This window comes from Pseudomonas sp. SED1 (assembly GCF_034044025.1).
GTDB lineage: Bacteria > Pseudomonadota > Gammaproteobacteria > Pseudomonadales > Pseudomonadaceae > Aquipseudomonas.
The window spans coordinates 23,326-35,396 of record NZ_JAXCIS010000068.1; the positions used below are offsets into that span (position 1 = coordinate 23,326).

General features: G+C 58.1%; 12 protein-coding genes. 4 read left to right on the forward strand and 8 right to left on the reverse strand.

The window, feature by feature from the left end:
* Positions 1–17: 17 nt before the first annotated feature.
* From aspS to SNL23_RS10425, 4 genes are all read right to left on the reverse strand, one after another.
* Positions 18–1,793 (reverse strand): aspartate--tRNA ligase, encoded by a 1,776-nt coding sequence (gene aspS, locus SNL23_RS10410; protein ID WP_076017427.1) that lies wholly within the window; start codon positions 1,791–1,793, stop codon positions 18–20.
* A 108-nt stretch (positions 1,794–1,901) separates the two neighbouring features.
* On the reverse strand, positions 1,902–2,123 hold the full coding sequence (locus tag SNL23_RS10415; protein WP_076017428.1) for an FmdB family zinc ribbon protein: 222 nt from the start codon (positions 2,121–2,123) through the stop codon (positions 1,902–1,904).
* A 218-nt stretch (positions 2,124–2,341) separates the two neighbouring features.
* The gene (locus tag SNL23_RS10420; protein ID WP_167664416.1) at positions 2,342–2,695 is read right to left on the reverse strand and encodes a ribbon-helix-helix domain-containing protein; all 354 of its coding nucleotides are present in this window, start codon (positions 2,693–2,695) and stop codon (positions 2,342–2,344) included.
* Between the two features lie 213 nt (positions 2,696–2,908).
* On the reverse strand, positions 2,909–3,382 hold the full coding sequence (locus tag SNL23_RS10425) for a Dps family protein (protein ID WP_003209800.1): 474 nt from the start codon (positions 3,380–3,382) through the stop codon (positions 2,909–2,911).
* 429 nt (positions 3,383–3,811) lie between these two features.
* Between SNL23_RS10425 and SNL23_RS10430 the strand changes: the two genes are divergently transcribed.
* Entirely contained in the window at positions 3,812–4,414 is a 603-nt protein-coding gene (locus SNL23_RS10430) for a cold-shock protein (RefSeq protein ID WP_003209798.1), read from the forward strand.
* Between the two features lie 85 nt (positions 4,415–4,499).
* Here the strand turns inward: SNL23_RS10430 and SNL23_RS10435 are convergent, their stop codons facing one another.
* Both SNL23_RS10435 and SNL23_RS10440 read right to left on the reverse strand, forming a co-directional pair.
* Entirely contained in the window at positions 4,500–4,706 is a 207-nt protein-coding gene (locus SNL23_RS10435; RefSeq protein WP_017475674.1) for a SlyX family protein, read from the reverse strand.
* A 3-nt stretch (positions 4,707–4,709) separates the two neighbouring features.
* On the reverse strand, positions 4,710–5,135 hold the full coding sequence (locus SNL23_RS10440) for an HIT domain-containing protein (protein ID WP_076017430.1): 426 nt from the start codon (positions 5,133–5,135) through the stop codon (positions 4,710–4,712).
* Positions 5,136–6,017: 882 nt separating this feature from the next.
* Here SNL23_RS10440 and SNL23_RS10445 point away from each other — a divergent pair.
* Positions 6,018–7,289: an OprD family porin gene (locus tag SNL23_RS10445; RefSeq protein WP_076017431.1), complete on the forward strand. Its 1,272-nt coding sequence runs from the start codon at positions 6,018–6,020 to the stop codon at positions 7,287–7,289.
* A 190-nt stretch (positions 7,290–7,479) separates the two neighbouring features.
* Here the strand turns inward: SNL23_RS10445 and SNL23_RS10450 are convergent, their stop codons facing one another.
* Both SNL23_RS10450 and SNL23_RS10455 read right to left on the reverse strand, forming a co-directional pair.
* Positions 7,480–8,322, reverse strand: a complete 843-nt coding sequence (locus tag SNL23_RS10450; RefSeq protein ID WP_167664419.1) for a mechanosensitive ion channel family protein — start codon at positions 8,320–8,322, stop codon at positions 7,480–7,482.
* 135 nt (positions 8,323–8,457) lie between these two features.
* Positions 8,458–8,943: a YajQ family cyclic di-GMP-binding protein gene (locus SNL23_RS10455; protein WP_076017433.1), complete on the reverse strand. Its 486-nt coding sequence runs from the start codon at positions 8,941–8,943 to the stop codon at positions 8,458–8,460.
* Between the two features lie 125 nt (positions 8,944–9,068).
* Here SNL23_RS10455 and SNL23_RS10460 point away from each other — a divergent pair, with 125 nt between their 5' ends.
* Positions 9,069–9,986 carry a putative 2-dehydropantoate 2-reductase gene (locus SNL23_RS10460; RefSeq protein ID WP_167664420.1) on the forward strand — a complete coding sequence of 306 codons (918 nt, stop codon included), beginning with the start codon at positions 9,069–9,071 and terminating at the stop codon, positions 9,984–9,986.
* Between the two features lie 46 nt (positions 9,987–10,032).
* A complete protein-coding gene (locus SNL23_RS10465) occupies positions 10,033–12,069 on the forward strand; it encodes a sensor histidine kinase (protein WP_076017435.1) in 2,037 nt (678 codons plus the stop codon).
* The last annotated feature ends 2 nt before the right edge of the window (positions 12,070–12,071 follow it).

A 12,071-nucleotide genomic window follows, 5' to 3' on the forward strand; every position in this document is an offset into this window, starting at 1 on the left:
GCTTTCACGCTGCGGCCTTACTCAGCCTTTGGTGCTTCGCGCAGACGGATATGCAGCTCGCGCAGTGCCTTGGCATCCACCACACCCGGTGCTTGCGTCATCACGTCGGCAGCACTTTGGGTTTTCGGGAAGGCAATCACTTCACGGATCGACTGCGCACCGGTCATCAGCATCACCAGACGGTCCAGGCCGAAGGCCAGGCCGCCGTGGGGTGGTGCGCCGTATTTCAGGGCGTCGAGCAGGAAGCCGAACTTCTCTTGCTGCTCATCTTCGTTGATGCCCAGCAGGCGGAAGACCGATTGCTGCATTTCCTTGCGGTGGATACGGATCGAACCGCCACCCAGCTCGGTGCCGTTCAGCACCATGTCGTAGGCACGGGAAAGAGCGCCAGCCGGGTTGGCCTCGAGCTCTTGCGGCGTGCACTTCGGCGCGGTGAACGGGTGGTGCAGGGCACTGAAGCTGCCGTCGTCGTTCTCTTCGAACATCGGGAAGTCGACAACCCACATCGGCGCCCACTTGCAGGTCAGCAGGTTCAGGTCGTTACCGACCTTGATCCGCAGTGCACCCAGTGCTTCGCTGACGATCTTCGACTTGTCGGCGCCGAAGAACACGATGTCGCCATCGACCGCACCAACGCGATCAAGGATCACGTTGAGGTTGGCTTCAGGGATGTTCTTGACGATTGGCGACTGCAGGCCTTCAACGCCCTTGGCGCGCTCGTTGACCTTGATGTACGCCAGGCCCTTGGCACCGTAGATGCCGACGAACTTGGTGTAGTCGTCGATCTGCTTGCGCGGCATGCTCGCAGCGCCAGGAACGCGCAGCGCGGCAATACGGCATTTCGGGTCGTTGGCCGGACCGCTGAACACTTTGAAGTCGACGTCTTTGAGTTGGTCTTCAACGTCAACCAGTTCCAGCGGGTTACGCAGGTCAGGCTTGTCGGAACCGTAACGGCGCATGGCTTCTTCGAAGGTCATGTGCGGGAATTCGCCGAACTCCAGGTCCAGCACTTCCTTGAACAGGTTGCGGATCATTTGCTCGGTGATGCCCATGATCTCTTTTTCATCGAGGAAACTGGTCTCGATGTCGATCTGGGTGAATTCCGGCTGGCGGTCGGCCCGCAGGTCTTCGTCACGGAAGCATTTGGCGATCTGGTAGTAACGGTCGAAGCCGGCAACCATCAGCAGCTGCTTGAACAGCTGTGGCGATTGCGGCAACGCGAAGAAGGAACCGGCGTGGGTACGGCTCGGCACCAGGTAGTCGCGAGCGCCTTCCGGGGTAGCACGGGTCAGGATCGGCGTCTCGACGTCGAGGAAGCCGTTTTCGTCCAGGAAGCGACGGATGCTGGTGGTCATGCGCGAACGCAGACGCAGCTTCTCGGCCATTTCCGGGCGACGCAGGTCCAGGAAGCGATAACGCAGGCGGGTTTCTTCGCCAACGTCGGAGAACTCGTTGAGTGGGAACGGCGGGGTTTCCGACTCGTTCAGCACTTCCAGCTCGTAACCCAGCACTTCGATCATGCCCGACGCCATATTGGCGTTGGTGGCACCGGCCGGACGCAGGCGAACCTTGCCGGTGATCTTCACGACGTACTCGCTGCGCACGCGGTCGGCGGCGGCGAAGCTCTCGGCGCGGTCCGGATCGAACACCACCTGGGCCAGACCATCACGATCACGGATATCGAGGAAGATCACCCCGCCGTGGTCGCGGCGACGGTGAACCCATCCGCAAAGGGTGATTTCCTGACCTTCCAGGGTCTCGTTCAGTTGGCCGCAATAGTGGCTGCGCATCATGATAGTGGTTTCGCTTCTCGTAATTCGAAATTCAGTGGAGGCCTGCCTCATCACCGTACAGCTAAGTCAGGTGACGGATAATGCAGGAGCCTGCGCGTAGAGTTCAACTCAGTCTGCTTTGTCGCCGCCGGCCAGATTCTTTTTTGTACCGGTCTTGAAATCAGTCTCGTACCAGCCATTGCCACTCAGGCGGAAGCCCGGCATGGACAACATCTTTTTAAGCTCCGGTGCCTGGCAGGCCGGGCAATCGACCAGCGGCGCGGCGCTGATCTTCTGAATGGCTTCCAACTGATGACCACAGGAAGCGCATTGATAGTCGTACATGGGCATGGAGATGTCTCGGCGATCAGATCATTACTGCGCCACGCCCTGCCCTGACTCTATCCCGTGGGAAAGTCCCGGCATGCGCAGCAAAGCCCGGGATTATATCTGGTAAATCGAGGCTGTGCAGCCGTAGCGGCGCGCTGCTCTTTATATAGGTGGTGGCAGCACGCTTCTGCCAGGCGCCCGACCCGGGGCAATCCCGAGCCTGGCGGCCGGCACAAGGATCATGCCAGGTCCGGATGGACACCCGGCGCGTCAAGGCGCCCTTTCAATACATGAACCACACAAACTACCCTGACCAGACCACTGAAGTTCTTTACACCGCCGTATCGCAAGTGCACTTCACGGTCCACGTAAGACAGCAGCGCACTGACCGAACACGTATTGATCCTGGCTATCTCCGTGAGGATATTCCAATACACCTCTTCAAGTCGCAAACACGTCGAAAAACCATTAAGCCGAACGGACCGGGACAATGGCCTCGCCAAGTTCATATCGAACCCCTTGGCAAAGGGATCTACCTTTATCTTGTGCAACCCGCACGTTTCCATAACTCCATTACCTGCTCCGCGTGACATACACTTGACACTCCATTGCCTGACGGCCACTCATCAGTGTTGTCGTTGGCCGTTGAGCTATAGAACATCAAGAAGACAAGTGCAGCCAGAAGACAGGGAGCTGATCACCGTAGGACAAGCCAACGCGTGTATCAGGAAGCTCGCAGAATCAGGGACATCGCCGGAAAACAGGCACGCGAGGGGCGTCAGCTCGACGCCCACCCGCCACCGGTGTTACTTGTTTTCGAGCAGGGAGCGCAACATCCAAGCGGTTTTTTCATGAACTTGCATACGCTGTGTCAGCAAGTCCGCAGTAGGTTCATCGCTGACTTTGTCCAACAACGGGAAGATACCCCGGGCAGTCCGGGTAACGGCTTCCTGGCCTTCGACCAGTTGCTTGATCATGTCTTCAGCGCTCGGCACACCCTCTTCTTCCTTGATGGAAGAAAGTCGCGCGTACACCGAATAAGCACCCGGCGCAGGAAAACCCAGGGCGCGAATACGCTCTGCAATTGAATCCACCGCCAGCGCCAGTTCGTTGTACTGCTCTTCAAACATCAAGTGCAGCGTACGAAACATGGGGCCCGTTACGTTCCAATGGAAGTTGTGGGTCTTCAGGTAAAGTACATAGGTATCGGAAAGCAGGCGCGAAAGTCCGTCAACGATTGATTTACGGTCTTCTTCACTGATACCAATATCGATTGCCATGTGTTTCCCCTTCAATTGATAAAAAATTCATTGATCAGGTGCAGGACCACTCTAGCAAGAGTACCGGCCTTGTGCAGCCCGACTGGCCCGCTCTACCTGCGGCAAATCGCCCCTTGCAGCGCGCGTCTGCACGGCAGGCAAGGCTTTGAGCCCTGCAAGAAAAATTACCCGCCGCCGACGAAAAATCCCGCACCTGTCTAGGACAAGCGTTTGGCGCGCAAATGCCCCCGCGCCTTGCAACAGCCCGAAATGCTTGATTTGAGTAGGCACAGGCTTTGCTGTTAAATAGGCAGCGTGTCGCCGTCGTTATTTTTCGCGGCAGCGACATAGGCTGATACCCGTGTACGTGCCCAACGCCTCCCATTGTTCAGAAGCGAACCGTGCCAGTCAGCTCTTCCTCGTGATCCGTCTTAACGTGAGTTAATCAAAATGTTGAAAATCGTCCACCTGCTAACGGGCGCTGCAGCTTTGCTGCTGTCCTTTATCCCCAGCCTGCGCTCAGAAACCCTGCCTTACCTGCAGCAACCTGACGCTCTCTACCTGACCTTCTTTGGTCTTCTTAACCTGACACTGGCTCCAGTCATTCCTTACTGGAACAAAGGCCCGCGTCATCAACTGCAAAACCTGGTCAGCGCCCTGCTGGTCCTGGCTGTTGTCGTGCAAACCCTCACCCTGCTGGCGCCTATGCCTGAAGTCGGTGGCCACCCGGCCGTCCTGCTCAGCCTGGCAATAGCACTGGTCGCCATCGTTCTTCATCTGGCCATCAGTTTTTACCGTTCCTCGCCGGCCGCAGCGTCGCAAAGCTACGACATGACCAACCGGGATACCGGTACCGTGAAGTGGTTCAACACCTCCAAGGGCTTCGGCTTTATTTCCCGGGATTCGGGCGACGATATCTTCGTCCACTTCCGGGCGATTCGCGGCGAAGGCCATCGCGTCCTGGTGGAAGGCCAGCGCGTGGAGTTCTCCGTGATGAATCGTGACAAGGGCCTGCAAGCCGAAGATGTGATCGCGGCATTGCCGCGTCGCTGATTTCAGCCCCCCGAAACAAAAAACCGCGATGCAGCCTGGCTGCATCGCGGTTTTTTTATGCCTGGGGATTCTCACCCCTGCCTCATTAATAGTGAGGCGGCGGCGCCTCTTCCTCAGACGACTCGAACTGGCCGCCCATTTCTTCCTGGCGCTTGAGCAGTGCAGTCATCTGCATCTGCAGGCGTTCAACCGCCCGCTGCTGGGTGACCAGGATGTCATTGAGGGTTTCAATAGTGTCGTCCTGAAAGGCCAGGCGGCTTTCCAGGTCGGTCACGCGGTCTTGAAGGTCCATGGCTCAAGCCTCCAGAAACGCGAAGCCGGCCGGCAGGATCTCGCGCAGACGCGCACGAATCGCCGCCACTTGCTCGTCGCTGTAAGGCTTCGCCGGATGCTTGCCCCAGACCGGCGCCGGCCAGGCGGCGTCATCGCGCTTGCGCACGATCACATGCACATGCAGTTGGCTGACCACATTACCCAGCGCACCGATATTCATTTTGTCGGCGCCAAACCCTTCATTAAGCAACTGCGCCAGCGCCGTGCTTTCTTGCCACACGCGCTGCTGGTCAGCGACATCCAGTTGAAACACTTCGCTGATACCGTCGATGCGCGGCACCAGGATAAACCAAGGGTAATTCGAGTCATTGGACAGCAGCAGCCGGCACAGGGGGAAATCCCCGATGGGCAAGGTGTCTTGTTGAAGACGTGGATCTAAGGCGAACACAGCAGTCACTCCCGTTCGGCGGGTCAGGTTTCAGGCGCCCAGCATACCTGCGAATGCCGGGCGCTTCACGGCGAATGCATCAGGCCAGATACGCGCCCAAACAGGACGCCGCGAAAAAAAGCGCACCATTTCGAGACAGACCAATATTTCAGCTACGCTAAATGACCAATGCATCCAATCCCAGTCAAAGTCAGGACGTAGGACACGCTTAAAGACCTTGAGCCAGAGGGCTCTCAGGATAGGAACACTACCCTGAGGCAAAAACGCAGACCGGGAACAATCGCACCAAAATGACCCATTTGTGCTTCAAAGGGATCCGCCGACTACCCACCGAACGGGGTGAACCGGTAACGTTTTGCTCTGGTGCAGGTTTTATGCACCACCCAACAGGAGCACAGCAGGCGCGTCAAGGCCAAACCAATCGGCGTAAAAAGCCCGTGCTTATGCGGTTTTTACACGGCGTTGACAATTTTCACGAAAAAATCACATTCGGTTTTCGGTTTGTGCACGCTTGTTGCATTCACCGTTGTATCGTCGACAACGGCACCGGCAGGAAGCAGGTGTTTCGCGACGGAAAACAACAGCGGTTCAATGCTTTTCAAGGAAGAGTTAAAACTTTGAGAAGGGATATTCCTTACCCGACTCAACGCTTTTAAACAGTATTGAAGTTGTCAGTCCGGTTCCAAACGGACTGTGAATTTGCGACATGGAGCTAGCAATTTACGACAGGCCCGTAAAGAAGCTGAAAGGATAGATGTGCAAGTATCGTCAATAATGTCTGCGTGATATAACTTTGCGCCGACACAAAAAAGAAAGAGCCGCCCAGACAAAAATATAGGTGGGACGGCAGTACTCTTCCTAAAACCAAAGGAGCAAATCACGATGCGCGTGATGAAGTGGAGCATGATCGCCCTGGCTGTTTCAGCAGGCACCTCGCAGTTCGCAATGGCGTCCTCTCAGGACGACTCCAAAGGCTTTGTTGAAGACAGTACTTTCAGCATCAACACTCGCCTCCTGAACTTTGGCCGCGACTTCCGTAACAACGACACCGGCAAAAGCCGCGTCAACGAAACCGGCCTGGGCTTCAATGGCCTGTACCAGTCGGGCTTCACCCAAGGCACCATCGGTGTGGGTGTCGACGTGATCGGTCTGTTGGGCGTCAAACTGGACAGCGGCAAGGGTCGTTCCGGTACTGGCCTGTTTCCAACGGGCTCCGACGGTCGCTCTGAGGATGATTACTCCAAAGGCGGCGGCGCTGTTAAGTTCCGTATCTCCGATACGGTCCTGAAAGTCGGCGACCAGTACACCACCGCACCTGTGTTCGCTTCCGATGACAGCCGTCTGCTGCCTGAATTGCCACAGGGTATCTCGCTGACCAGCAACGAGATCAAGGGCCTGAAACTCGAAGGCGGTCACTTCACGTCGAGCGTGGCGCAAGCCCAGACCTACCGCGACAGCCTGGGCCTGACAAAAACTGACTTCATCGGTGGCGTCTACGCCCTCACTCCAGAAGTCAGCGCCAGCCTCTACTACGCGAAGACCGAAGACTACTGGAAGAAAACCTACGCCAACCTGAACTGGACCCATGCGCTTAGCAATGAACAGTCCCTGGCAGTCGACTTCAACATCTACAGCACCAAAAGTGATGGCGCTGGCCTGCAACGGGCTGAAAAGGACGGCACCACCAAACTGGATAACCGTGCCTACAGCTTGCAAGGCGCGTACACCATCCAGGCTCACACCTTTACCCTGGCCTACCAGAAGGTTAGCGGTGACGGTGACTACGGTTACGGCGTAGACGGCGGCGGCACGATCTTCCTTGCCAACTCCATCGCTCGTTCCGACTTCAACGCTGAAGACGAGAAGTCCTTCCAGGCTCGCTACGACCTGAACATGGCCACGTTTGGCGTGCCAGGCCTGAGCTTCATGACTCGCTACGTTAAAGGTACCGGCGCCAACACCGCCGACACCTCGAACGGCAAAGAGTGGGAACGTGACATCGAAGCCAAGTACGTGATCCAGAGCGGCCCGGCTAAAGACCTGAGCCTGCGTGTACGTCAAGCCACTTATCGCTCCAGCGATGGTGTGTACTACGGTTCGGCGTCTATCGACGAACTGCGTCTGATCGCGCAATACCCGCTGAACATCTTGTAATTGGCAGTTTGATTACAACGATGACTTAGGGCCTCGGCTCTAACTAAAAAGCCGCTCACTTGTTCGCAAGTGAGCGGCTTTTTTATTGCAACTTAATCTCAACAACCGGATAACTAGCAAGCTAGCTATCTAGTTCAATCCCGCGAATAAACCTGACACACCAGACAAGTTTAATCCGCACGTCGCACGTTTACTTCACTGCACTTTCCTGCATCACGCGAATAACCCGCTGCGGAAATGGAATATCAATCCCCGCGGCTTTCAAACGGTCACGTGCCAGTTCATTGAACATAAACATCACATCCCAATAATCCGCAGTCTTGGTCCAGACCCGCAGGGATACAGTGATCGAACTGTCGCCCAAGGTAGAAATCACGGCTGCCGGCGCAGGATCAGCCAGTACACGTGGATCCTTGGCCAGTTCCAGCAACACTTCGCGGGCCTTCTGCAGGTCGGCTTCATAGTCGACACCCACATCAAACACCACCTTGCGGGTCGGCTGACGGTTGGTGTTGGTAATCAGGCCGTTGGACAGGCTGCCGTTTGGGATGATCACCGTCTTGTTGTCGCCGGTGCGCAACACGGTGTGAAAGATCTGGATGCTGTCGACGGTACCGGAAGTGCCCTGGGCTTCGATCCAGTCACCAATGCGGAACGGGCGGAACAACAGAATCAGCACGCCGCCGGCGAAGTTCGCCAGGCTGCCTTGCAAGGCCAGGCCGATGGCCAGGGTGGCGGCACCGATCGCGGCAACGAACGAAGTGGTTGCCACGCCGATCATCGAGGCCACGTTGACCACCAGCATGACTTTGAGCGCAATGTTCGCAAGGTTGGTAATGAAGTGTTGCAGCGCCAGGTCAGCATTACGCAGTGCCAGCAAACGCCCGACTCGGTGGGTCAAGACGTTGATCAGCCACCAACCGATGGCCAGGGTGACCAGGGCCAGCAAAAATCGGCTGCCGTATTCCATGATCATCGGTAACCACGACTCAGAGGTCTTGATCAGGTGATCCACTTCAGCGTTCAAATCCATCTACATTCTCCTGTTTACCGGATGCTCGGCATATTGATTGGCCCTAAATGCAATTGAGCCCCGTAGGGCTCAATGGTGGGCGCAGGTTCTGGGGCGTGGGACGTCAAAAACGCCTACAGGTTCCCCAAAGTGCTATCAGTCACGGAAGTTATTGAACTGCAGCGGCATGTCGAAAGTCTTGGCACGCAAGGCAGCAATAGCCTCTTGCAAGTCGTCACGCTTCTTGCCGGTGATGCGCACCTGCTCGCCTTGAATCGAGGCCTGGACCTTGAGCTTCGCGTCCTTGACGTGAGCGACGATTTTCTTCGCCAGCTCCTTGTCGATGCCTTCCTTGAGCACGGCTTCCTGCTTCATCAGCTTGCCGGAGGCATACGCATCCTTGATTTCAAGGCATTGCGCATCGATCTTGCGCTTGACCAGCGACAGCTTGAGGATCTCAATCATCGCTTCGAGCTGGAAATCGGCTTCCGCGGTCAGGTTGACGGTCAGGTCCTTTTCCTTGAACTCGAAGCTGCCCTTGCCCTTCAAGTCATAGCGACGATCCAGCTCCTTGACGGCGTTCTCGACGGCGTTGGTGACTTCGTGTTTGTCCAGTTCGGATACCACGTCGAACGACGGCATGTAATTTCTCCAATAAAAAGGGGCGCGGCTCAGTAGAGATGGAGCACGCCCAGGCTAAAATGCCCGGGCATTATAGCGGTTCTTTCGCCTCGTTCACTGCGGGCAGCCTTACGGAGTAAAAACTGATGTCGACCACCTGGCATGTCCTCGGCGCTGGCAGCCTCGGAACATTGTGGGCCGCCCGCCTGGCCCGTGCCGGGTTGCCCGTGCGCCTGATCCTGCGGGACCACATGCGGCTGACGAGTTATCAGGCCGCCGAGGGCCTGACGCTGGTCGAGCATGGCGTGGCCCACACTTACCCGGTCGTCGGCGAAACCTCCGACAGCCCAGGACCGATTCATCGCCTGCTGGTGGCGTGCAAGGCCTACGACGCCCAAGAGGCCGTCGCACAGCTTGAACATCGACTGGCACCGGACGCCGAACTGATCCTGCTGCAAAACGGACTGGGCAGCCAGGACGCGGTCGCCGCCCAACTGCCCCAGGCACGCTGCATCTTCGCCTCCAGCACCGAAGGCGCGTTTCGCGAGGGCGACTGGCGGGTCGTGTTTGCCGGCCATGGCTACACCTGGCTGGGAGATGCGAGCCACCCTACCCCACCGCTGTGGCTGGATGACCTGCAAGCGGCCGGCATTCCCCATGAATGGAGCACCGACATCCTCACCCGCCTGTGGCGCAAGCTGGCCCTGAACTGCGCCATCAACCCGCTGACCGTGCTCTACGAATGCCGCAATGGCGAACTGCAAGCCCATCAATGTGAAGTGGCCACCTTGTGCGCCGAACTCGCCGACCTGCTGGAACGCTGCGGCCAACCCGCTGCCGCGCAGGACCTGCAACGCGAAGTGGAACGGGTGATCCAGGCCACGGCAGCCAATTACTCGTCGATGTACCAGGACGTGGCCAGTGCCCGACGCACCGAAATCAGCTATTTGCTGGGCTACGCCTGCCAGGCGGCCGCACGCCATCAACTGACCTTGCCGCACCTGCAACAACTCCAGGCGCGCCTGGTACAGCGACTGTCTGCACGCGGATTGCCCAGCGACTGAAGCACGCGCTACCCTGCCTGCCTGTTCCTTTGCAGCGAAAACCTTGATGCCACTGCGCCAGCGTCTCGAAAATCTACCGGTTGGGCAAAAACTGCTGGCGGCTCTGCTGGTTTTGTTGACCACCGTCTTGCTGGTGGCCAACCTGACCTTTATCAGCGCCGCCTACTGGATCTCCCAGGAAAGCATGGCACCTCAGGCCTTGCAGGCCATCGGTCGGCTGGTGTCCAACCCCTCGCTCGCCGCCGAGTCCCTGGACTCACCGCTCAAGGCGCAAACCCTGCTGGATGAACTGACCAGCTACTCACCCTTGCGGGCCGCAGCCTTATATGACGGCGAAGGCACGCGCCTGGCCCAGCTGCAACATGCCAATCGCCTGCACCTGCCAGACAATTACCGGGATATTGAAACCTGGCGCGCCACCGAGTTTCGCAGCAACCAGGTGATCACCCTTCCCCGCGCCGGCCAACCGTCCGGGCATTTGTTGCTGGTGGCCAGCAGCGAACTGCCCGTGGCCTTTTACACCGGGACCTTCACCGCCAGCCTGGGCATCCTGATTTTCAGCGTGCTGCTATGGCTGCTGATTGCCCGACAGATCAAGCGCCTGATTACCCGGCCAATCCATGAACTGGAAGAGTTGTCGCGCCAGGTAACCCGGGAAGAGAACTACGCCCTGCGCGCCGGTCGTGGCAACCACGATGAAATCGGCAGCCTCGCCGAAGCCTTCAACACCATGCTTTCGCGCATCGAAGCCCGCGAGCAGCAGCTCAAGCGCGCCCGGGACGATTCCCAGGCCGCCTACGATCAAGCCCAAGGCCTGGCGGAAGAAACCCGCCACACCAACCGCAAGCTGGAGCTGGAAGTCCAGGTGCGCAGCAAGATCGAGAAAAAGCTCACCGGTTTCCAGAATTACCTCAACAGCATCATCGACTCGATGCCCTCGGCGCTGATCGCCCTCGACGAGCAGCTCTACGTCACCCAATGGAACCAGGAAGCCAGTGCGCTTTCCGGCACCCGTCTGGACGAGGCGTTGAACCAGCCGATCTTCCTTGCCTTCCAGCCGCTCAAGCCGTTCCTGCCGCAGATCAAGGCCACGGTAGAGCAACACACCGTGGAGCGGATCGAGCGGGTCACCTGGATCAAGGATGACGAACCCAAGCATTACGCACTGACCTTCTACCCGCTGATGGGCGGCGCCGGGCGCGGCGTGGTGATCCGGATCGACGACATCACCCAGCGCCTGTCCCTGGAAGAAATGATGGTGCAGTCAGAGAAGATGCTCTCGGTGGGTGGCCTCGCCGCCGGCATGGCCCACGAAATCAATAACCCGTTGGGGGCGATCCTGCATAACGTGCAGAACATCCGCCGCCGGCTGTCCAACGAACTGCCGAAAAACCTCGAGCACGCCGAACAAGTGGGCATCGACCTCGACACGGTCAACCGCTACCTGCAAAGCCGCGAAGTGCCGCAATTGCTCGACGGTATCCAGCAGGCCGGTGCCCGGGCAGCGAAAATCGTCACCCACATGCTCAGCTTCAGCCGTCGCAGCAACCGCCAGATGGCGCCCTGCGACTTGCCGGCCTTGATCGACCAGGCCGTGGAGATTGCCGGCAACGATTTCGACCTCATCGTCGGCTTCGACTTCAAGGGCCAGGCGATCATCCGCCAGTTCGACCCGCAGTTGGGCCCGGTCCCCGGCACCGCCAACGAACTCGAACAAGTGCTGCTCAACCTGCTGAAAAACGCCGCACAGGCAATTCACCAGCGTGAAGATGACAGCGAACCAGGGCGTATCATCCTGCGCACCCGGCTCAACCCGCCATGGGCGGAGATCCAGGTGGAAGACAACGGCATTGGCATGAGTGAGAACGTGCGCAAACGCACCTTTGAACCGTTCTTCACCACCAAGGAAATCGGCCAGGGCACCGGCCTTGGATTGTCGGTTTCGTATTTCATCATCACCAACAATCACAAGGGGCAGATGGAAGTGCATTCCACCCTCGGCCAGGGCACCTGCTTCACCTTGCGCCTGCCCTTGGCCGGCAGCCAACTGCCCCCCAACGAACTGACTCAACTGGAGCGCTAACC